Origin of the sequence: Bacteroides propionicifaciens DSM 19291 = JCM 14649 (assembly GCF_000375405.1) — a bacterium.
In the GTDB taxonomy this organism is placed as follows: domain Bacteria; phylum Bacteroidota; class Bacteroidia; order Bacteroidales; family Bacteroidaceae; genus Bacteroides_E; species Bacteroides_E propionicifaciens.
Map to the genome: position 1 here is coordinate 1 of NZ_AQWS01000028.1, position 21,994 is coordinate 21,994.

Genomic DNA, 21,994 nt, shown 5'->3' on the forward strand with positions numbered 1-21,994 from the left:
AACCGATGATTCTGTGATGAAATCAGTATATTTAGCCGTTAGAGAGGCCACAAAGAAGTGGTCAATGCCTATCAGGGACTGGGGCATAATTTTAAATCAGTTCCTAATTATTTACAAAGAAAGGGTCAGGCTATAACAATAACCCAACCCAAGCTTAATTTACTTACACACTTCCTGAGACAGTATCTTATTCGATAAGCTAATCGGTAAATAGAATAAATCAAACCACTCTAAAACAATATGAGCTATTTAAAACTTTAAATAGCTCATATTGTTTTAGAAAGCTAGATCACAAATTGTACCTAACTTTCAAATTTACTTCTTCAGCCGCTTACGCTTTATTCGTCTAAAGTAAAGGATATAGCCCGTAATAGGCAGTGTAGCGCCAAATAGAGCTGTAAGCCCTGTAAGGAGTGGACCAAACCAGCCGCCCCATCTCCCTGTATGGAGTAGATAAGCCCAACGCATAACCTTTGAGCTGTTCTCTCGCTCATTAAAGTCAATACGCATCATCTCTCCTGTTTCTCGATTCTTACGATGTACTACAGCAACACGATCGGGAACACGCCCTACAGTGATTGTACTAGTTACAACGTTGCGATACCCTTCAAAAGACCACATCAATCCCGTAAAACACATCACTAGTAACATAATCATAGCATAAACTCCCCAAACTCTGTGAAGATCCAATACCTTTCGAGAAAAATTTCCATTCTTCTTGATTACCAGGTTGTTCTTAACCTTGTTCCACTTCTTTGGTAACCAAATAAACAATCCACTTATCAAAATTACGATGAAGAAGACGGTAGATATTCCAACAACCAATTTGCCCACAGCGCGGGTGGGGTCGAGCAACCAGCGATGAAATCGCATCATAGTTCCATAAAACTCTGGCCAGCCTTGCCATAAGGGACGAATATATTCATCAAGGCTCATTACTGCACCCGTAAAACAAACTATTGTAATAATAAGACCTGTAGGCAAAGCCAAAACCAAATGTAACTTCTTAAGGAACTTTTTCATAACTTTAATTGCGTTGTCGTATTGATTTGAATTGAAACACAAATTTCAGCTTAATATTGAAGATTGGCAATCGCTATTATTCGCTATTTATTACAGATCGACTACTCACTTTTGGGGATAAGAAAAGGCATACTATAGTTGTAGCATGCCTTTATCCTATTAAATAGTAGTTCTAGACTTATTCCCAGAAGTTCCAAAAATGATGTACGGGGCCGTGCCCCTTACCTATTTGATAAGCTGCACCTTTTTCAATGGCCATTACCATGTAGTTTTTAGCTTTAGTTACTGCCTCATCCATGGGTAAATCATGTGCTAAATAAGCAGCAACAGCCGAAGAGAATGTGCAACCAGTACCATGCGTATTCTTAGTATTAACACGGTCGGATGGTAAATGAAGTATCTCCTTAGTTTCAACATTATAAAATACATCGATCAACTTATCGTCTGTTAGGTGACCGGCCTTGAGAAGAACAGATATACCGTAAGTCTCGCCTAATTCCTGAGCCAATGTGGGCAAATTAGACTGTGATTCAATCTTATGTCCTAAGATTAGTTCTGCCTCTGGGATATTAGGTGTTAGGATTCGCACATGTGGAATCAAGTCTTTTTTGAGCGTTTCAATAGCTTCTTCCTGAAGCAAACGATCTCCCGATGTAGCCACCATTACAGGATCGAGTACAATATTTTTAATATTGTATGGCAGTATGGTGTCACGAACTGCACGAATAAGCTCGGAAGAGTGTAGCATTCCAATCTTAATAGCATCTGCACCAATATCATCGAGAACTGATTTAATCTGCCCAACCACAAAATCTACTGGAATAGGATGCACACCAGTAACACCAACTGTATTTTCATCGACTACAGCCACTATAGCAGTCGTTCCAAAGCAACCACAGGCTGAGAAAGCTTTCAAATCAGCTTGAATTCCTGCTCCTCCCGAAGGATCACTACCAGCAATAGATAAAACTCGCTTATATTTTTTCATTCTTATAATATTCTTTTTGATTTTAATATAATTTCTTTAAGCTCACTCGCTGCAGAGGCTGGGTTAACAGCCGACATAATTGCTGAAACTAGTGAAACTCCTGCACATCCCGACTCAATGACGCTTGCTACGTTCTCCTTATTAATTCCACCAATCCCTACACTTGGATGAACTGACAATTGGTTTATAGCAGCCGAGCCATCCAAACCAACAGCTGCTGCTGTGTCTGTTTTGGTAGGAGTCGAAAAAACTGGTGAGACACCAATATAATCGATATCTAAACTGTTGGCTAGCTTAACATCTTCTAATGTTTCGACTGAAAGACCAATGATTTTATCTGGCCCCAGAAGTTTACGCGCTACAGAGTAAGGCAGATCCGACTGTCCAATATGTAACCCTTCAGCATCAACAGCCAAAGCGATATCTAATCGGTCATTTATAATTAGTGGGACTTGATAGCAACTTAAGATTCTTTTCAAGCGCAAAGCCTTCTCATAAAACTTTCGAGACGAACAGGTCTTCTCGCGAAGTTGAACTAGGGTAACTCCACCTTGAACTGCCGATTCGACTATCCGATCAAATTCCTCATCTGAAGTATTTCGGCTATCAGTGACTAAGTATAGGGAAAGATCAAATGTTGATTTATTCATTGCTTAAGGCTTTAATGTATAGAGTTCGTCAAGAAAGTTGACTTGAAAAGAACCTGGCCCTTGAGCGTTTTGTGCTGCACGATAACCAGCATAGCTCATAAGTTGCATAGCATGTGTTGCAGCCTCCAAAGCATCAGAATTTACAGCTACAAAAGCTGCAGTAAGAGCAGTAGAAGTACAGCCCATCCCAGTAACTCGGGGCATAATAGCCGATCCACCTTCAACTTGATGTATAGTTACACCATCAGTTATGTAATCAATAGCCCCACTGACTGAAACAACCGCACCTGTCTGTTTTGCAAGCTGTTTGGCTGACTCTATGGCTGATTCAGAGCTATCAGTGCTATCAACACCCTTAGTCGCGCTATCGGCACCAATTAGTGCCATAATCTCGGAAGCATTTCCGCGAATGATCGTAGGACGGCACTCTTCTATTATCTGTTGACAGACCTTCAGGCGATAAGGTGTCGCACCTGCCCCAACGGGATCAAACACAATTGGTATAGCTCTTTGTTTGGCTACTTTACCAGCCAACAACATGGCTTCGACCCAACGAGGACTCAGGGTACCAATATTCAGAACTAAAGCGGATGATATTTTGGCCATGTCCTCGACTTCTTCCACTGCATGTGCCATCACGGGAGAAGCCCCAATAGCTAATAGAGCATTAGCAGTATTATTCATTACCACAAAATTGGTAATATTATGAACCAGTGGTGACTGTGAACCTATGGCAGCAATATCTTCCCAAAAGGATTTATCTAATTTCATATCTAAGAGTTATTTGTATAAATAAGATTATGCCATCTGATAGAGTAGATAAAACATCAAGTAACTAAAAACAAAAAACCATCTCGCTTATACGAAATGGTAAATTATAAATAGCAATAAGCCAGAATAAAACCATTTCCCTACGATGTCAATTACAACATATCAGGTAAACAAGGGTTATATCTCAGCCATAACTTTTAAATAGTTGTAGCACCCCCAACAGCATGAAGCAAACTTAATAAAATTATACTAAATGAGAGATTAATAATAGGAATACTTTAACCAATCCTTTTGAAGTAATACAGATCAGCCGCCACTCTTTTAAAAGCAATGTCTTTGGTAATATTTTAGATAATCCATACCTTTGCACCCACTTAATAAAAGACGACATTTGTTTGTTATATCCGACAATTCTGGTCGTGTATATTTCAATAATTATCTTAATGTTTTAAGCTCTTACACATCATGAAATGAACCCATACGAATAAAGCGTTGGGTATCGAAAACATTATAAAACAGAACAAGGGAGATATGAAAGGAACAAGAAACCTCACAGAGGGACCAATAAACAGCCAGTTATTTAAATTGGCAATGCCAATCATGGCTACTTCATTTATCCAAATGGCGTATAGCCTTACCGACATGGCTTGGGTTGGTCGACTTGGTAGTGAGGCGGCTACAGTAGTGGGATCAGTAGGTATCTTTGTATGGATGACAACGGCACTATCTCTTTTGGGTAAGATTGGTTCTGAAGTTAGTATTGCACAAGCTGTCGGAGCACAAAACGAAAAAGATGCAAGAAGCTTTATCGCCCATAATTTCACCATTTCGCTAATCTTATCACTCATTTGGGGGGCTTTGTTTATCCTCTTCTCTCACCAAATTGTCGATGTGTTCAAGTTAGACGGAACAAATAGTAGTGGCCCAATTAGTACAAATGCTGTATCTTATTTACGAATCATTTCGTGTGGATTTCCCTTGATATTTCTAACCTCGGCTTTTACTGGAATGTATAATGCTGTAGGAAGAAGTAAAATACCTTTCTATATCAGTGGAACAGGTCTTATCTTGAATATGGTTCTAGACCCACTGTTCATCTTTGGTTTAAAGTTGGGAACTGATGGTGCTGGTTATGCTACTGTTATTTCGCAAGCCATAGTATTAGCTATCTTCGTTTATAATATTAAGATTAAGAACCCAATTTTTGATCACGTAGCCTTCTTCACTAAACTAAGGAAAAAGTATACTAAACGTGTATTAAAGCTTGGCTCACCCGTAGCACTATTTAATTTGCTATTCGCTTTTGTTAATCTCTTCTTATCTCGACTAGCCTCTGATTATGGTGGCTATATTGGTGTAATGACACTTACAACGGGTGCATTGATCGAGGGAATCACTTGGAACACAGCCCAAGGTTTCTCGACAGCACTTGGCACTTTCATTGCCCAGAACTATGCGGCTGGCAAATATGACCGAGTTATACAGGCTTGGAAACTAACCCTTAAAATGTCCGCAGTCTTTGGACTTGCATGTACCATTCTCTTTGTTGGGTTTGGAGATACTGTATTCTCACTATTTGTACCAGGAGAACCCGAAGCCTTTAAAGCTGGTGGACTCTATTTACAGATATCTGGGCTATCACAATTATTTATGACACTCGAAATTACGAGCCAGGGTGTATTCTACGGTTTAGGTCGCACAACTCCACCAGCAGTAATCAGTATATTCTTTAATTATTCTCGTATCCCCATCGCTCTTGTCTTAACAGGAACTATTGCGATTGGTGGAATTGCTATGGGTGTGGAAGGCATCTGGTGGGCCGTGAGCTTAACAAGTATATGCAAAGGAACTTTCCTTACTTTATGGTTATTCTTCATCAAAAACAAAGTTTTAAACCCTAAGAGCAAAGGATATTCGTTAGAGGGATAAAATTCAGAAAGAATAAAAACTCCGTGCTTAAAGAACAAAAAGCAAAGCACATCCGTTATAATTTATAGGACAAATTCAATTCAGATATTAACCGTTTTTTATAAATAGTATTGAAGTATGAACAAATTTAAGTTTTCAGCTATCCTACTAAGCGTAGCTGTTCTATTTACGAGTTGTAGTGCGCTACAATCTTCGAACACTGCCAAAGGTGGTGCAATTGGTGCTGGTTCGGGTGCTGCTCTTGGAGCTATCATCGGTGGTATTGCAGGCAAGGGCAAAGGTGCTATCATTGGAGCAGCGGTAGGAACTGCTGTTGGTGGTGGTGCTGGAGCACTTATCGGCAAAAAGATGGACAAAAATGCTGCTGAAGCAGCTGCTATTGAAGGTGCACAAGTAGAGAAAGTTGAAGATAGCAACGGCCTAGCAGCTGTAAAAGTCACTTTTGACTCAGGTATTCTTTTTGCTTTTAACTCATCATCTCTAAGTGAAGCTTCTAAACGCTCTCTAAGAGAGTTTGCTAACATCCTAAAACAAGACCCTACTATTGATATTTCAATTATCGGAAAGACTGACAAAGTAGGTTCTTACGATGCAAATATCACCGTATCAAACAGACGTGCACAAGCAGTTAAGAACTACCTACAAATCTGTGGGGTTAGTGACTACCAATTTAAGAACGTTACTGGTGTAGGATATGAATTATACGACGATGCACTACTTCCAGAGCAAAACCGTGTGGTAGATATCTACATGTATGCTAGTGAGCAAATGATTAAAAATGCAGAACAAGGAAGATAAGAAATTATCTATACCCAATCTCATTTAGATACTAACAGCGCTATGTTAACCTAAAACACAGCGCTTTTTTTATGTTGGATATTGCATAACCAAGAAGCGTTTGACAATAAAAAAAAGTCTGGAAGGAACTTTTCGTTCCGACCAGACTTTAAACTACTATTTTTTACTTAGTATATTAGTTTTCTTTATTTGTTCTTTCAATGTAAGCTAGAACATCACCTTTGTTAACGCGATCTCCTTGCTTAGCAGTAACCTCGATCACACGACCTTCAAAGTTAGCTTTTACAGGACGGTGCTCACCCCAGCTAGTTGTGATGTAGCAGAAGTTATCTTCAGGTTTGAACTCTTTGCCCACAGCTGGAGCTAGAGAATCTGCATCTACATCAATTTCCCAAATTACTTGTCCTTTAACTTCAGCAGTTACAGGCTCGTATTTTGCGCGTTTGATTGCTAAGATGTCTTCAGCAGTATAACCTTTGTCAGCTAATGCTTCTTCTTTAGCTTTAGCTAGTTCTTGGATGAAACGTTCTTTAGCAACACCCGACTTGTAGTCACGGTATTGTCTGTCGTGCATAGCCAATTCGAATAATTCTTCGTCATCTTGACCATAATCCCAACCATTTTCATCCATCTCCTTACGATACTTATCAAGTTCATCTGGATAATTTTCTTGAGGATCTTTATCTGTAAACTCGTAACCTTTTTCTTTAGCTAGAGCTACAATCTCTGGTGCTAGTTTACCTGGAAGCTTACCGCTTTCACCAAGAATCATACCCCAGATATGTTTATCCATCATTGAGAATTTAGGATCACCCTTAACTTCACAAAGGATATTCATTAGTGCAATATTTTTAACGTATTGGCTAAATGGAGTTACAAGTGGTGGGTAACCAACCATTGGCCATACATATTGAACTTCTTCGAATAGTTTAACTAAAAGATCATCGATAGTAAGCTCTTCTTTACCTTGGTTTCTCAACATCAAGTTAATACCTGAATGAACACCTTCAAGATCGGCCATCATTGATCCCATCATACCTCCTGGTAAACCACTAGTCAACAATAAAGAAGACATTAGTTTGTTACCTGGGTTCATAAAGTAACCCAAGAAGTCGTCGATAAACTCTTGTGTTTTAGCACGAGCTTTCATGTAAGCCTTCATGTCGATTTCAGGAACTTTAAAACCTGCATCTTTCAACATAGCTTGAACTGAAATTACGTCTGGATGAACCTTACCCCAAGAGATAGGCTCCATAGCAACGTCGATAACGTCAGCACCGTTTTCACAAACTTCAAGGATAGAAGCCATTGATAGACCTGGTCCTGAGTGTCCGTGGTATTCAATGATAACTTCTGGGTGTTTGTCTTTAATTGCTTTGGTTAGTTTTCCTAAAAATTCAGGACGACCAACACCAGCCATATCCTTCAAACAAATTTCAGGAGCACCAGCTTCGATTAACTGATCAGCAATCTTTGTATAATACTCAACAGTATGAACTGGTGAGAAAGTGATACATAGAGTTGCTTGTGGTATCATACCCGCAGCCTTAGCATATTGGATAGATGGAATAATGTTACGAACATCATTTAGACCACAGAAAATACGAGTAATATCAACACCTTGTGCATTTTTAACCTTGTACATTAATTTGCGCACGTCAGCAGGTACAGGGTACATACGTAGAGCGTTTAAACCTCTATCTAGCATATGAGTCTGAATGCCTGCCTCATTGAATGTTTTTGTAAATGCACGAACAGCTTTATTAGGGTTTTCACCGTAAAGCAAATTCACTTGCTCAAAAGCACCACCATTTGTCTCAACACGACTAAAACAGCCCATTTCAACAATTAACGGAGCGATTTGTACCAACTGATCTAAACGAGGTTGGTATTTACCTGAGGATTGCCACATGTCTCTATAAACGAGACTAAATTTTATTTCTTTCTTCATAGTGATAGAGTTTTTAGAATGACTTCAATTCCATATTATTTATATACAAAAATATAACTTTATAGCTATACTTGTCTAGATGTTTGATGACTTTTTAAATTTTAAACCAAATTAGTGATTTATTTCCATAATCAAAATAAATAGCGACAAAAAAGGTAATCTATTCTCATAATAGATCACCTTTACCAAATCTGCTACCGTTTTTCTCGGTATATTTATAAGAAGTCTTTTAAATCGTCTTGCAATTTTTGTCTTGTGAAGAAGATTCTGCTCTTCACAGTTCCCAATGGTAATTCCAATTTGTCAGCAATTTCACGATACTTAAATCCTGATACATGCATTGTAAATGGAATACGGTATTCGTCTGGTAATGCATTTACTATTTTATGCATTTGTTTTAAGTCGTAAGCACCACTTGCACTTTCTAAACCTGAGTCTTGAGGCAGGTTTAAGTGATATAGATTATCTGTTTTATCAACAAATGTTTGTTCCCTAACAATCTTTCTATAATTATTAATAAAGATATTACGCATTATAGTATAGACCCAACCTCTAAAGTTGGTATTAGGAATATATTTATCTTCATTGTCAAGAGCTTTTAATGCTGTCTCTTGTAATAGGTCATTCGCTTCTTCCCTGTCGGAAGTTAGTTTATATGCAAAGCGAAGTAACTCTTCTTGTGCTCCGATTAATTCTTTTCTAAAGCTTAAACTTTTCATACTTTGCTGTTTTAAAATTATTAACTCTGTTTGTTTCCTTCAATTCAAAAGTAGCAAAGAATTTTAAATTAAAGGACATGGAAACCATCATAAAACAGGGTGAAAACTATCATAAAACAGTTTTTGGGTCATAAAAATCTAATTTTAGTTGTTCAATAGTCCGTTTTGTCCTAGATATAAATTATTTCGGCAGGATTTAACGTTACATTTAAGTGACAATAAGTATTAAATCCTCGTTAAAAAAGAAGCAAACCTGAACAATTATGCTTCAGGCTTGCTTAATCTTTTGAAATATCACTTGTATTTATTAAACGAAGCTATCGATTTAAAGGCTTTACGTTTCTTAATCTTCTTCTGGTTTAAGGAATAACCAATAACAACATCAAGCAATACCCTTTTTTTGGAAGGAATCTCCAAAAGATGTTTGAATCTTTCCTCATCAAACCAACCCAATATGCAAGAACCTAATCCACAATCTTCGGCAGCCAAAGCAATATGTGAAGCTAAGATTCCAATATCCATTAATGGGTAATACTTATTCTTTAGTTTACTCCCCAATATTGACGTTAGATTTCCAGATTCTTCTACAATTACTAGATGAACAGGAGCGTCTTTAGCAAACTTATTCATCCCTAATCCTGCAGCAGCTTTTCCTATTTCGACAGCCAGATCAGTCTGATCGACTACTATTATTTTCCAGGGTTGCGCATTGCAAGCAGAGGGTGCTAATTGAGCAGCCTCTAAAATATAGTTTAGCTTTTCGGGTTCAACCAAACGAGTCGCATCAAAACGACGATCACTTTGGCGAGCTTTGACTAACGATAGAAAATTAAAAGATTCATCCATAATCATTAAGGTATAAACAGACTACTCAGCTGTAAGTTCTTGCAAGCGGCTAATATACTTTCCAATAATATCAAACTCTAAATTCACAACACCACCCACCTGGATAGCATGAAAATTAGTGTACTCATATGTATAAGGTATGATAGCTACAGTAAACGAATCCTCAGTAGGTTCACAAACCGTCAAACTAACACCATTAATAGTTACTGAACCTTTATCGACCGTAAAATAGCCACGTTTAGCCATTTCTTTGTCGAATTTATATTTGAAGGTAAAATACCAGCTACCATTTGCATCTTTGATTTCTGTGCATACTGCTGTTTGGTCAACATGCCCTTGAACAATATGTCCGTCAAGTCGACCATTCATTTTCATGCTTCTTTCAACATTAACCAACTCACCTACCTTAAGCAAACCTAAATTGGATCGATCAAGGGTTTCACGCATAGCAGTAACAGTATAGTTGCCTTCTTTTAAGTCAACCACCGTTAGGCAAACGCCATTATGTGAAATGCTTTGATCAATTTTCAAGTCATTCACAAACGAACATGTTAGTGTAAAGTGTACATTATCGTTTTCTTTAACGATATCGACAAGTTTGGCTGTTTCTTCTACAATTCCTGAAAACATAAGCTCTATAGATTTATGCCCTATCACATTATATATAATAGGTATGTTTATAATTATAGAAACAAATATAAGGAAAAGGTATGGATAAGTAGAGGTGGGCTTCAAAAAATGGGGCTTTTCACAAAGCCCCATTTTTAAGTTTTCAATAGGTATTAGTTCTTTTAAGGTAAAAAAGATTGTTTTAGGATAACGATGCAAATATAAATCAAATTTAAGATACTTACCAAACTCTTTTGTATGTCCTAAAACATATTCGTAGTTTAATCATAATAAGTAGCCTATTATTTTAATTAAATCTATACTTTGATTGTTGCGTTAGAACAAATATACTACATAATATTAAATTATTTCATTTTGTTGGTAAAATATTACCCATTTGGATAACATTTATCAGTATGAACGAGGTATTAATTAAAAAATATTTTTAATTAGTCGTAACACGCATTATACCTGTCTTGTTAATACTTATAGAAAATAGTAAAGCATTATACACAGAAGACTCAAGCGAGTTAGTGATACTAGTATAAGAAGTAAGTAGTTTAAGATAAATGACTAGGTCGTTTTGTAATCAACCCATGACTATCGCTGAAAGAAAATAACCTTATAGCAACAAGTCCTAACTACACTTTATAATATAGAGCACCAAAACCGATGACACAAGCATTAGATATAAAGATTTATATAGGACTTTATTAAACCAAATAAAGTTATCTTTGCCACTACAAGTAAATGAGAGAAAATTATCGTATTTTCGCATTCAAATTGAGATAATAAAGATATCATGACTGATAAGAAAATAACTGAAGCAACAGAAAAGAAGAGCCTCAATTTTATTGAGCAAGCGATCGTTAATGACTTGAAAGAGGGTAAAAATGACGGAAGAGTACAAACTCGCTTCCCGCCAGAACCCAACGGCTACTTACATATCGGACATGCCAAAGCAATCAATATAGACTTTAGCATGGCTGAAAAGTATGACGGAGTATGTAACTTGCGTTTTGATGATACTAACCCAGTAAAAGAAGATGTAGAGTATGTAGATGCTATCAAAGAAGACATCGAATGGCTAGGTTTCCATTGGGACAATATCTATTATGCTTCAGATTACTTCCAACAGTTGTGGGATTTTGCTGTAGAGTTAATTAAAGATGGCAAAGCCTATATTGATGAGCAATCAGCAGAAGAAATTGCAGCTCAAAAAGGAACTCCAACTACACCAGGTAAAGACAGCCCTTATCGTAATCGTCCTGTAGAAGAAAGCTTAAGCCTATTCGCAAAGATGAATACAGGGGAAGTTGAAGAAGGTGAGATGGTACTTCGTGCCAAAATAGATATGGCTAATGCCAATATGCATTTCCGTGACCCTATTATATATCGTGTGATTAAACACCACCACCACCGTACGGGTGATCATTGGAAAGCTTATCCGATGTACGACTTTGCTCACGGACAAAGTGACTACTTCGAAGGTGTAACACATTCTATTTGTACACTTGAATTTGAAGTTCATAGACCATTATATAACTACTTTATCGACGAGTTAAAAGACCACCTAGATGAGAACTGTGATTACAGACCTCGCCAGATGGAATTTAACCGTTTGAACCTTACCTACACGGTAATGAGCAAGCGAAAACTACTTACTCTTGTTCAAGAGGATTTAGTACACGGATGGGATGACCCTCGTATGCCTACGATCTGTGGTTTCAGAAGAAGAGGTTACTCTCCTGAGTCAATCAAAAACTTCTTAGACTTAATTGGTTATACGAAGTATGAAGCATTAAATGATTTCTCACTTCTTGAGTCAGCAGTACGTGAAGATCTAAACAAAAGAGCTACACGTGTATCGGCTGTTCTTGATCCAATTAAACTAATTATTACAAACTACCCAGAACATAAGGTTGAAGAACTTGAGTGTATCGACAATCCTGAAGATCCAAACTCACCAGTTCATAACATCGAATTTAGTCGTGAATTATGGATTGAACGTGATGACTTTATGGAAGACGCACCAAAGAAGTACTTCAGAATGACTCCTGGTCAAGAAGTACGTCTTAAAAGTGCCTATATCGTAAAATGTACTGGTTGCAAGAAAGATGAAGAGGGCAACCTTATGGAGGTGTATTGCGAGTACGATGCAGATACGCTAAGTGGTATGCCAGGAGCAAGCAGAAAAGTAAAAGGAACATTGCACTGGGTAAGCAGCAACCATTGCCTGCCTGCTGAGGTAAGACTTTACGATAGATTATTCACCGTAGAAAATCCAAATACAGAAGATAATAAAGATTTCAGAGAGCTTATCAACCCCGACTCTTTAACTGTATTGACTAACTGCTATGTAGAGAAGTATCTACAAAACTTTAAACCAGGGGATCACCTACAATTCCAACGTATTGGTTATTTCACACCCGATAAAGATTCCGCTACAGACAAACTTGTATTCAACAGAACAGTTGGATTGCGTGATTCATGGGGCAAAATAAACAAACAAAATAAGTAGTAACTATTATTTATGAATCAAAGAGGCTTTACTCAAGGAAACGAGCAAATGATTCCTCCATCCTTAGCTTTATATGAAGAATATAGAGCTAAGGGTGAGAGCCTTTATTTGGACTCCGACATATATTCTGACATTATCTATTATTACATAGAAAAAAAGGAGATTCAAAAGGCCGAATCAGCAATTGCTGACGGTCTTAATATTCATCCCAATAGTGCCGCAATACTTTTAGAAAAAGCATATATTCAATTCGATAAGGGTGATATTGAAAACTGCGAAAGAACAATTAACAGCATTCCTGATCAATCTGAACAAGAGGTGATCTTGCTCAAGGCTGACGTATTTTTGGCACAAGGAAAACTCGAAAAGACTATCGATATACTTGAGCCACTCAAACAAAAAGAAAGTTTGGATGTCATAACAAACTGTATCTACCTCTTCTTAGACTACGGCTTCAAGCAAGAGGCTAAAAAATGGATTGACTTAGGGAAAACTAAGTTTCAAAACCATACCGACTTTTTGATAGCAGAAGCAGACTTCTTTAAAGGAACTTATCAAATTAAAGAGGCTAGCAACACCTACGAGAAACTTATTGATAAAGATCCCTATAATGAAAATTACTGGATCGGACAAGCCACTTGTTTATTTCGTCTGCAACGCATGAAATTATGTGTAAAAGCTTGTAGATTGGGCTTAGCTGTCAACGATAAAAGTGCAGAACTCTATTCAACTCTAGGGCATGCCTATGCGTTACTAAACAAGTATGAATTAGCACTAGAAAATTTCAATACCGCCTATGAAATCACAAACTCAAACAAAGAAGAGTTAGAGGTGATGATTGAGGCGGTAAGCAGAAAAATAAAGAAGAATAAAAGCATACTTTCAAGTCAGGCTACAATTGAACAGACCCTTACGGATATGTTACAAAATGTATCAAAGGCAAAGAATGGTGAAGAGCAGGCTGATAACGAAGATGATATTAGCTTTATGGACCTTCTCGACTGCATCACGAGCAGAATCGAAGAGGAAGAAGAAAACCAAGAAAACAGCACATCACTTAGTCAAATAGATCCTAATCTACCAACCGATTTAATCGATTACTTTAATGATTTTTCTGATGATCAGGATGATGATAAAAGAGTAGAAAAAGGTCTAAGACTAGCACGAGAAGCCTATGACAGAGGCGATATGACTGCAGCAAAAGAATATCTCGACCAGCAAAGCCGTATATTTGAATCGACATATAATATAGAAAAACTAATAGATACACAAATCTATTTGAAAATGTACGATCAGGCAAATGTCTTTATAAATAGCTTAGAACATGAGACACCTAGTTACCTAAACACCCTTAGATTAACTGTAGTCACACTACTAAACGATGCTCTTGACCAAGAAGATAGTGCACATGGATACGACAGATTTGATAATATTGATAATGACAAACTCGAATTTGAAGTAACACAAGAAAATATACCAGAGTTTAGAGATCACTTACAAGATCATGGATTATATTTTCTTGCTGATTTAATAGACAAAAAATTTAAAAACTAAACAGATATGGAGTCGGTATCATTCATCCAGTGGTGTTTAGAACACCTCAACTACTGGACCATTACCCTTCTCATGGCCATTGAGAGTTCTTTCATTCCCTTCCCCTCAGAAGTTGTAATTCCTCCAGCTGCCTATAAGGCCACTGTCGGAAATGAGCTAAATATTTATCTAGTAGTGTTCTTTGCAACATTAGGAGCCAATATCGGAGCTTTAGTCAACTATTTTTTAGCTAAATGGCTCGGCAGACCACTGATTTATAAGTTTGCCAACAGCAGATTTGGTCATATGTGTCTAATTGACGAGAAAAAAGTTGATAAGGCTGAAAAGTACTTTGATAAACACGGTGCATTATCAACCTTCATTGGGCGATTGATACCTGCTGTAAGACAATTAATCTCAATCCCAGCAGGACTTTCAAGAATGAAGCTATCAACATTTCTTATCTACACCACACTAGGGGCTGGTATATGGAATATTATTTTAGCCGTTTTAGGTTATTATCTATCAAAGATGCCAGGTATAGAAACTGAGGCTCAATTAATAGAAAAGGTTACTGAATATAGTAAAGAACTAGGCTATATATTTATAGCAGTTGGTATCTTTATTGTAGGATTCTTCCTATACCACGGACTTAAAAGCAAAAAGAACAAACCTGCATAAAACAGAAAAGCGAATGAATCAATTAAGTTCATTCGCTTTTTATATTTACCTAAAACAGGATTTTTTATTTAAGTGCAGCCAGTGCCTTTTCGTAATTTGGTTCTTGTGTAATTTCAGGAACAAGCTCAGTATATTTTACTACACCGTTCTCGTCAATAACTACAACAGCACGTGCTAAGAAACCAACAAGAGGACCGTCAGTCATTAAAAGACCATATGCCTCATCGAATTTAGTTCCTCTAAAATCAGATAAAGCAATTACGTTTTTAATTCCTTCAGTAGTACAAAAACGAGATTGAGCAAATGGTAAGTCTTTAGAAATAGCTAAAACCACCGTGTTATCAAGTTTTGAAGCTTCTTGGTTAAACTTACGTACGGATGTTGCACATACAGCTGTATCCAAGCTTGGGAAAATATTAAGAATTACTTTTTTACCTTTCAATGAAGATAGAGATAAAGTAGATAAGTCTTCTTTTACCAACTCGAACTCAGGTGCTTTAGAACCATTCTTAACAAACTCACCTGCAAGGTTTACTGTATTTCCTTTAAATTTAGTAGTCATATCAATTATGTTTTTAGATTTATAATTATAAGAATCGTAATTTTTTCTTAGATTCATAAATATAAACAATAATAAGCGAACATAGTTCACAGATTATTGTTTTTTTAAAACTGAAAAGCTATCAAGAAATAGTTATAACAGATCACAGGCATACGTTATAAAACTATAAAGCGCTAATAAGTTTTATTCAAGTGCAACTTAAGAGCTTATAAATTATTAGCTTTGTTAGTAAAATAGGAATTTAATGCGTCTACAACTATATCCGACTTCAAAATATCTTGTACTAATCATACTAATCGTCTTGGGTTATCCCGTGCAAGCACAAATCAAGGGGATAGTCAAAGATGCGTCTAGTAATGAACCTTTGAGTTTCATATCCGTATTTTATGAAGGTACTACTCTGGGAACTGCTACAGACAATAATGGACGATTCTCAATAGCAAGAAAAGCCGGACAAAATGAATTGACCTTCTCGGCAATTGGCTATAAAACTCAAAAGGTTAAACTTACCCAACCCAACAAGCTTATTGAGGTTAAGTTACAACCCGATGAGTTTACTCTGGAAGAGGTTGTTGTAAAACCCAGCAGGCAGAAGTACAGTAGGAAGAACAACCCTGCAGTAGAATTGATGCGCAAAGTTATTGAAAGTAAGAAGCACCTGGAGCTTGAAGAAAATGATTATTATCAGTTCGATAAATATCAGAAGATGAAGAGCTCTCTAAATGATTTGACGGAAGAAAAATTAAGTAAAGGGCTTTATAAGAACTTCAATCTTAATCCAGAAAATCTTGAGAAGTCAGAGATCAGTGACAACTACATCCTACCTATCTCTATTCAAGAAACAAACTCAAAGGTTGTGTATCGTAAAAAACCTCGCAGTAAAAAAGAGTATGTTGAAGGAGTACGCTCTGTAGGTTTAGACCAATTTATATCCTCAGGAGAGTTATTAACAACGATGATTGCTGATGTATTTACAGAAGTAAATATTTATAAAAATGAAATGCGATTGCTAAATAGGCGATTTATCAGCCCAATTAGTGACCATGCTATCTCGTTTTATAAGTACTTCATTATGGATACGGTCAAAATTGAGCAAAAAGATTATACGCACCTTACATTCGTGCCACAAAACTCTCAAGACTTCGGGTTTACAGGACATATCTATATAGCTACAGATTCCACTTATGCAGTAAAAAGATGCAGAATGAATCTCCCCTACCACACGGGTGTAAACTTTGTGACGGGCATGAATATCGTTCAAGAGTTTGATCAATTAAAAGATGGTAGCTGGATACTTGATAAAGATATTATGACTGCCGATATGGAAGCGGTAAACTTTGTTCAGGGTATCCAAATTGAGCGAACGACACTCTACGATAACTATAGTTTTGAGCCAATCCCTGAGGAGAAATTCAAACAGCAATCTTCCGTTATTAAATTAGCAGAAGCTGGCCGTCGATCTCAAACCTATTGGGATGAAACTCGTCAGGAACCCCTGACTCAACATGAAGAAGACTTAGGTGGCTCTATTGAGAAGGTATCAAAGGCTCCTGCTTTCAAGTACATAATATTCGTAGCAAGCCTTCTTTTCGAAAATCACATGGAGACCAATCGAAAAGGTCGACCTAATAAATTCGATATTGGTCCAGTTAACACGTTTATATCAAGTAACCATATTGATGGAACACGTTTCAGGTTTGGTGGTAGAACAACTGCGGCACTCAATCCACAATGGTTTTTAAGTGGATATGGGGCTTATGGCCTTCGAGATAAAAGATGGAAATATGCTGGAGAGCTAACCTATACTTTTAAACCTCGTGAATTTTATCCTTGGGAGTATCCTATGCACAGCATGAGCTTTGCCTACCGCAATGAGGTAGAATCGCCAATGGATAAATTCTTGGATACCGATAAAGATAACGTATTTGTAGCCCTTAAAGCCTTCCCTGTAGATCAGATGCTTTATGTGAGACAAGGATCTCTAAGCTATAATTATGAGAATTATGGTGGGCTACTCGTTAGAGTAGATGCTACCCGAAGAAATGAAAAAGCTGCTGGCGAATTACAATTTATAAAGAATGATGGACTAAAAACAGTTGTTGAAGATTTTGCAACTTCTCAAATTAGAATAAATCTGCGTTATGCTCCAGGTGAACTTTATGTCAATACCAAGCAACGCCGAAAATTAGTACATAAAGATGTTCCTGTATTTACACTCTCACACGTTTTGGGCATTAAAGGTTTTATTGCTAGTAATTACAACACCAATATAACAGAAGCCTCTATCTGGAACAGATTTTGGCTGTCGTCTTGGGGTAAACTCGACATGAAGTTTAAGATGGGAGCACAATGGAATACCGTTCCATTTCCACTACTCATCATTCCTACTGCCAACTTATCATACACCACTCAAAACAATGAGGCCTTTAACCTGCTTCGCAACATGGAGTTCTTCAATGACAGGTATGTTGCACTATCCCTAATTTACGATATGAATGGTAAGCTCTTAAATAGAATACCACTAATACATAGGCTCAAATGGAGAGAGATATTCAAGATCAAAGCACTCTATGGTAACTTAACAGATAAGAATAATCCCTATAAGAGTAAAAACAGTGAGCTGTTCCTATTTCCTACTCGAAAAGGTGAAGTTACTAGCTTTGTTATGAAGAGAAACATACCCTATATAGAGGCTACTGTAGGAATTTATAATATCTTTAAGTTATTGCAGATTGAATATGTCCGAAGACTTACTTATCTTGATAATCCAGGTGCAACAAAACACGGAATACGAATCATGTTAAATATGGGTTTTTAAAATTATGCAACCACTAGCTGAAAGATTACGTCCCACAAGTCTAGACAATTATATCGGCCAACAACATCTTGTTGGACCTAATGGCCCTTTGCGCAAAATGATTGATGGAGGAAGAATTTCCTCATTCATTTTATGGGGACCTCCAGGTGTGGGCAAAACCACATTGGCCAAAATTATATCACATCAATTAGATGTCCCATTCTATACACTCAGTGCAGTTACTTCTGGGGTTAAAGACGTGCGAGAGGTTATTCAACAAGCCAAGAACAACCGTTTTTTTAACCAAATGAATCCCATCCTTTTTATAGATGAGATTCACAGGTTTAGCAAATCACAACAAGATTCGCTCTTAGGTGCAGTCGAACAAGGAGTGGTAACGCTAATTGGAGCAACTACCGAAAACCCATCTTTCGAAGTAATACGCCCCCTACTCTCCAGATGCCAACTTTATGTGTTAAAATCTTTAGAGCAAGAAGACTTAATTAGGCTAGTTCATCATGCCTTGGATACAGATCATATATTAAAAGTTCGCAAGGTTGAGTTAAAAGAATCAGAAGCGATATTAAGATTTTCGGGAGGTGACGCACGCAAACTTCTCAACATCCTTGAGCTTATCGTTACCTCTAGCCCCGAAGAACCTGTTTTAATCACCAACGAAAAGGTGACTAATCTTCTACAACAAAATCCGCAAGCCTACGATAAAGGGGGTGAACTGCACTACGACATTATATCAGCCTTTATAAAATCAATACGTGGAAGTGATCCTGACGGAGCAATTTACTGGCTAGCTCGCATGGTTGAAGGTGGTGAGGACCCTAAATTCATTGCTCGAAGGCTCGTTATTTCAGCTTCTGAAGACATAGGACTCGCCAACCCAAACGCTCTACTGATTGCAAATGCTTGCTTTGATACCATTCAAAAGATAGGTTGGCCCGAGGGGCGAATCCCCTTAGCACAAGCTACTATTTATTTGGCAACTAGCCCAAAGAGTAATTCGGCTTATATGGCAATCAACGAGGCACAAGCATTGGTCAAAGAAACGGGGAATTTACCCGTACCACTACACCTAAGAAATGCCCCAACCAAACTCATGAAAGACTTGGGGTATGGCAATGAATACAAGTATAGTCACAACTACGATAGTAATTTTGCTAAGCAAGATTATCTTCCAAGTGAGATAAAAAACAAACGTATTTGGCAACCTCAAAATAATTCGGCTGAGAGCCGCCATAAAGAGTGGCTACAGCATCTTTGGGGGGACAAGTACACTAAATAGAAACCTTATAAACATAATTAATTATGAAAATTGTAATTTTAGATGCTTATGTAACCAATCCAGGAGACTTGGAATGGGGAAACTTAGACGAACTAGGACAATGCGTCATGTACGACCGTACAAGTCGCGATCAAATATTAGAAAGATGCAAAGATGCCGATGTAGTACTGACCAATAAGGTTCCTTTTAAACGTGAAACCTTAGAAGCGCTTCCTAACTTAAAATATATCGGTGTTATGGCTACGGGCTATAATATCATAGATACTGTTGCAGCTAAAGAAACAGAGGTAGTTGTAACCAATATTCCTGCTTACAGTACAAACTCTGTAGCACAGATGGTGTTCGCACATATCCTAAACATAACACTACATGTTCAGAAACATTCTGATGAGGTACATTCAGGAAAATGGAGTAGAAATACAGATTTCTGTTTCTGGAGTACACCACTAATCGAACTTCACGGCCAAACCATTGGTATAATCGGATTAGGCAGCATTGGTATGGCAGTAGCTCGCATAGCACTGGGTTTTGGTATGAAGGTTATAGCCTATACTTCTAAAGCGCAAATGCAACTACCCAAAGAGATTAAGAAAGTAGAACTAAACGAACTCTTTGAACAATCGGATATTCTCTCTTTACACGCACCGCTTACAGATGACACACGAAATATCGTCAATGCAAAGACTCTAGCTCTAATGAAACCTACAAGTATTATTATCAATACAAGTCGTGGTCCACTAATCAATGAAGACGATTTAGCAGAAGCTCTCAAGAATAAAACAATCTATGCTGCAGGAATTGACGTAATGTCGCAAGAACCTCCTAAAGCTGATAACCCTCTATTAGGGGTGGAGAATTGCTTTATCACCCCACACATTGCTTGGGCCAGTTTAGCTGCAAGAAAAAGATTGATGGAAATATTAATTGATAACCTTAAAGCATTCATTAATGGCAAACCAATCAATCAGGTGAATCCATAATTGATATCCACACAAAACATAAAATCGGATCTAAACTGCTTATTAGCTTTTAGATCCGATTTTTTTATGCTCATTGAACAACTCTAAAATAGGTCAATAAAAAAACAGCGAGAACACCTTATGGCTTCCTCGCTGCTTTGTGAAATGAAACTTAATAGTTATTAGTAGGTATTATTATTTTTAGAGTTGATCTCTTCAATAGTAATTTGAGATATATCAATGCTCTTCCAAGCGTAATAAATATAAGCTATAACAAATGGAACCAAGAATGATACATAAGTCATAACCTTGAGTGTAAATTTGCTTGAGCAGCTATTTGCTAAAGTTAAAGAGCTTTGCAAATCAGCATTCGATGGGTAATAAGCAGTGTTATTGTATGCAGCTACTAACAATAGAGTAAATACAGTAAGCACGGTACCAATACCAGCAAACCAAATTCCTTTATTATACTTAGGTTTAAGGATTGTCGCTATAATACCAAACAATACTCCAACCACACCCAGCAAGAATACAACAAGTACTATTGGCATTTCAATGAAGTTAATTAAGTATTTGTAGGGTACAAGAGATATCACCTGAGTAGTAGGATCAACAGCAAAACCATCTTTGAGCAATACATAAACTACAAATGACAAGAAGAATACTAAGAATAAACCAGTATTAATAATCAAGTGTTTCTTACATCTAGTAATAAGAGGTTCGAAGTTAATATTATTGATAAAATAAAGAATTCCTAAAACTCGAGCTAAGAAGAAGACAGCAAGACCTAAACATACATTCCATGGATCAAGCAGTGCATCAAGTCCATGAGAAGCATTTGCCCACTGACTGATTACAATAGAACCTGTTTCGTTTAAGATATTACCTTTGTCAACTAAGAAGTTCGATCCTGTAAAGAATGTCGCTACAGCTCCACCCAAAAGAACAGGGCCAAGGATACCATTAATAACCAAAAATATACGATAAGTTTTCACACCTAGTAAGTTTCCAGCCTTGTTTTGGAACTCATAACTTACGGCTTGAAGTACGAAGCTAAATAAGATGATCATCCATAACCAATAAGCACCACCAAAACTTGTACTATAAAATAAAGGGAATGAAGCAAAGAATCCACCACCAAAGGTTACAAGAGTTGTAAAAGTAAACTCCCATTTTCGTCCTGTGGAGTTAATTACTAGTTTTTTCTCATCTTCAGTCTTACCTAGAGAGAAAATCATAGAGTTACCTCCTTGCACAAATAGTAAGAATACAAGTATTGCTGCTAGCAAGGATATGATTGCCCACCAATAGTGCTGTAAAAATATATAATTATCCATAGTTGTTATTTTTCGAATTTAAA

General features: G+C 37.2%; 18 protein-coding genes. 8 read left to right on the forward strand and 10 right to left on the reverse strand.

Annotated features, from left to right (window positions below; translation table 11 throughout):
* Positions 1-315: 315 nt before the first annotated feature.
* The 4 genes from B091_RS0108930 to thiM all read right to left on the reverse strand — a co-directional run bounded on the left by B091_RS0108930 (position 316) and on the right by thiM (position 3,432).
* Complete coding sequence (locus tag B091_RS0108930; RefSeq protein WP_018109662.1) at positions 316-1,023, reverse strand: PepSY-associated TM helix domain-containing protein; 708 nt, start codon at positions 1,021-1,023, stop codon at positions 316-318.
* A 178-nt stretch (positions 1,024-1,201) separates the two neighbouring features.
* The gene (gene thiD / locus B091_RS0108935) at positions 1,202-2,011 is read right to left on the reverse strand and encodes a bifunctional hydroxymethylpyrimidine kinase/phosphomethylpyrimidine kinase (RefSeq protein WP_018109663.1); all 810 of its coding nucleotides are present in this window, start codon (positions 2,009-2,011) and stop codon (positions 1,202-1,204) included.
* Positions 2,012-2,013: 2 nt separating this feature from the next.
* A complete protein-coding gene (thiE, locus tag B091_RS0108940) occupies positions 2,014-2,661 on the reverse strand; it encodes a thiamine phosphate synthase (protein ID WP_018109664.1) in 648 nt (215 codons plus the stop codon).
* Between the two features lie 3 nt (positions 2,662-2,664).
* Entirely contained in the window at positions 2,665-3,432 is a 768-nt protein-coding gene (gene thiM / locus B091_RS0108945) for a hydroxyethylthiazole kinase (protein WP_018109665.1), read from the reverse strand.
* Between the two features lie 531 nt (positions 3,433-3,963).
* Between thiM and B091_RS0108950 the strand changes: the two genes are divergently transcribed.
* Both B091_RS0108950 and B091_RS0108955 read left to right on the forward strand, forming a co-directional pair.
* Positions 3,964-5,361, forward strand: a complete 1,398-nt coding sequence (locus B091_RS0108950) for an MATE family efflux transporter (RefSeq protein ID WP_026166357.1) — start codon at positions 3,964-3,966, stop codon at positions 5,359-5,361.
* Positions 5,362-5,478: 117 nt separating this feature from the next.
* A complete protein-coding gene (locus B091_RS0108955; RefSeq protein WP_018109667.1) occupies positions 5,479-6,159 on the forward strand; it encodes an OmpA family protein in 681 nt (226 codons plus the stop codon).
* A gap of 175 nt (positions 6,160-6,334) precedes the next feature.
* Here the strand turns inward: B091_RS0108955 and B091_RS0108960 are convergent, their stop codons facing one another.
* From B091_RS0108960 to B091_RS0108975, 4 genes are all read right to left on the reverse strand, one after another.
* Positions 6,335-8,110: a biotin/lipoyl-binding protein gene (locus tag B091_RS0108960; RefSeq protein ID WP_025069610.1), complete on the reverse strand. Its 1,776-nt coding sequence runs from the start codon at positions 8,108-8,110 to the stop codon at positions 6,335-6,337.
* 215 nt (positions 8,111-8,325) lie between these two features.
* Positions 8,326-8,829 carry an RNA polymerase sigma factor gene (locus tag B091_RS0108965; RefSeq protein ID WP_018109669.1) on the reverse strand — a complete coding sequence of 168 codons (504 nt, stop codon included), beginning with the start codon at positions 8,827-8,829 and terminating at the stop codon, positions 8,326-8,328.
* 294 nt (positions 8,830-9,123) lie between these two features.
* Positions 9,124-9,675: a nitroreductase family protein gene (locus tag B091_RS0108970; RefSeq protein WP_018109670.1), complete on the reverse strand. Its 552-nt coding sequence runs from the start codon at positions 9,673-9,675 to the stop codon at positions 9,124-9,126.
* Positions 9,676-9,696: 21 nt separating this feature from the next.
* The gene (locus B091_RS0108975; protein WP_025069609.1) at positions 9,697-10,305 is read right to left on the reverse strand and encodes a riboflavin synthase; all 609 of its coding nucleotides are present in this window, start codon (positions 10,303-10,305) and stop codon (positions 9,697-9,699) included.
* A 781-nt stretch (positions 10,306-11,086) separates the two neighbouring features.
* Between B091_RS0108975 and B091_RS0108980 the strand changes: the two genes are divergently transcribed.
* From B091_RS0108980 to B091_RS0108990, 3 genes are read left to right on the forward strand one after another with little or no spacing between them, the layout of a single operon-like run.
* Positions 11,087-12,805: a glutamine--tRNA ligase/YqeY domain fusion protein gene (locus tag B091_RS0108980; protein ID WP_018109672.1), complete on the forward strand. Its 1,719-nt coding sequence runs from the start codon at positions 11,087-11,089 to the stop codon at positions 12,803-12,805.
* 12 nt (positions 12,806-12,817) lie between these two features.
* Positions 12,818-14,359 carry a tetratricopeptide repeat protein gene (locus tag B091_RS0108985; protein WP_018109673.1) on the forward strand — a complete coding sequence of 514 codons (1,542 nt, stop codon included), beginning with the start codon at positions 12,818-12,820 and terminating at the stop codon, positions 14,357-14,359.
* A 6-nt stretch (positions 14,360-14,365) separates the two neighbouring features.
* Entirely contained in the window at positions 14,366-15,019 is a 654-nt protein-coding gene (locus tag B091_RS0108990) for a DedA family protein (protein ID WP_018109674.1), read from the forward strand.
* Positions 15,020-15,083: 64 nt separating this feature from the next.
* On the opposite strand, the gene tpx is transcribed toward B091_RS0108990, so the two are convergent.
* On the reverse strand, positions 15,084-15,581 hold the full coding sequence (tpx, locus tag B091_RS0108995; protein ID WP_025069608.1) for a thiol peroxidase: 498 nt from the start codon (positions 15,579-15,581) through the stop codon (positions 15,084-15,086).
* 244 nt (positions 15,582-15,825) lie between these two features.
* Between tpx and B091_RS0109000 the strand changes: the two genes are divergently transcribed.
* Genes B091_RS0109000 through B091_RS0109010 form a run of 3 tightly spaced genes read left to right on the forward strand, consistent with a single transcriptional unit; the run spans position 15,826 to position 20,655 of the window.
* Positions 15,826-18,399: a DUF5686 and carboxypeptidase-like regulatory domain-containing protein gene (locus B091_RS0109000; protein ID WP_018109676.1), complete on the forward strand. Its 2,574-nt coding sequence runs from the start codon at positions 15,826-15,828 to the stop codon at positions 18,397-18,399.
* Positions 18,400-18,403: 4 nt separating this feature from the next.
* Entirely contained in the window at positions 18,404-19,675 is a 1,272-nt protein-coding gene (locus tag B091_RS0109005) for a replication-associated recombination protein A (protein WP_018109677.1), read from the forward strand.
* A gap of 23 nt (positions 19,676-19,698) precedes the next feature.
* Positions 19,699-20,655, forward strand: coding sequence for a D-2-hydroxyacid dehydrogenase (locus tag B091_RS0109010; protein ID WP_018109678.1), 957 nt, complete (start codon positions 19,699-19,701; stop codon positions 20,653-20,655).
* Positions 20,656-20,816: 161 nt separating this feature from the next.
* On the opposite strand, the gene B091_RS0109015 is transcribed toward B091_RS0109010, so the two are convergent.
* Entirely contained in the window at positions 20,817-21,971 is a 1,155-nt protein-coding gene (locus B091_RS0109015) for a cytochrome d ubiquinol oxidase subunit II (protein WP_018109679.1), read from the reverse strand.
* Between the last annotated feature and the right edge of the window lie 23 nt (positions 21,972-21,994).

Excerpts from the sequence above, each read along its gene's own strand:
- B091_RS0109010 (WP_018109678.1), top strand. The coding sequence starts at position 19,699 with ATGAAAATTGTAATTTTAGATGCTTATGTAACCAATCCAGGAGACTTG.
- B091_RS0108970 (WP_018109670.1), bottom strand. The coding sequence starts at position 9,675 with ATGGATGAATCTTTTAATTTTCTATCGTTAGTCAAAGCTCGCCAAAGT.
- tpx (WP_025069608.1), bottom strand. The coding sequence starts at position 15,581 with ATGACTACTAAATTTAAAGGAAATACAGTAAACCTTGCAGGTGAGTTT.
- B091_RS0109015 (WP_018109679.1), bottom strand. The coding sequence starts at position 21,971 with ATGGATAATTATATATTTTTACAGCACTATTGGTGGGCAATCATATCC.
- B091_RS0108960 (WP_025069610.1), bottom strand. The coding sequence starts at position 8,110 with ATGAAGAAAGAAATAAAATTTAGTCTCGTTTATAGAGACATGTGGCAA.
- B091_RS0108965 (WP_018109669.1), bottom strand. The coding sequence starts at position 8,829 with ATGAAAAGTTTAAGCTTTAGAAAAGAATTAATCGGAGCACAAGAAGAG.
- B091_RS0108985 (WP_018109673.1), top strand. The coding sequence starts at position 12,818 with ATGAATCAAAGAGGCTTTACTCAAGGAAACGAGCAAATGATTCCTCCA.
- thiE (WP_018109664.1), bottom strand. The coding sequence starts at position 2,661 with ATGAATAAATCAACATTTGATCTTTCCCTATACTTAGTCACTGATAGC.
- B091_RS0108950 (WP_026166357.1), top strand. The coding sequence starts at position 3,964 with ATGAAAGGAACAAGAAACCTCACAGAGGGACCAATAAACAGCCAGTTA.
- B091_RS0109000 (WP_018109676.1), top strand. The coding sequence starts at position 15,826 with ATGCGTCTACAACTATATCCGACTTCAAAATATCTTGTACTAATCATA.
- B091_RS0108955 (WP_018109667.1), top strand. The coding sequence starts at position 5,479 with ATGAACAAATTTAAGTTTTCAGCTATCCTACTAAGCGTAGCTGTTCTA.
- thiD (WP_018109663.1), bottom strand. The coding sequence starts at position 2,011 with ATGAAAAAATATAAGCGAGTTTTATCTATTGCTGGTAGTGATCCTTCG.
- B091_RS0108975 (WP_025069609.1), bottom strand. The coding sequence starts at position 10,305 with ATGTTTTCAGGAATTGTAGAAGAAACAGCCAAACTTGTCGATATCGTT.
- B091_RS0108980 (WP_018109672.1), top strand. The coding sequence starts at position 11,087 with ATGACTGATAAGAAAATAACTGAAGCAACAGAAAAGAAGAGCCTCAAT.
- B091_RS0108930 (WP_018109662.1), bottom strand. The coding sequence starts at position 1,023 with ATGAAAAAGTTCCTTAAGAAGTTACATTTGGTTTTGGCTTTGCCTACA.
- B091_RS0108990 (WP_018109674.1), top strand. The coding sequence starts at position 14,366 with ATGGAGTCGGTATCATTCATCCAGTGGTGTTTAGAACACCTCAACTAC.
- thiM (WP_018109665.1), bottom strand. The coding sequence starts at position 3,432 with ATGAAATTAGATAAATCCTTTTGGGAAGATATTGCTGCCATAGGTTCA.
- B091_RS0109005 (WP_018109677.1), top strand. The coding sequence starts at position 18,404 with ATGCAACCACTAGCTGAAAGATTACGTCCCACAAGTCTAGACAATTAT.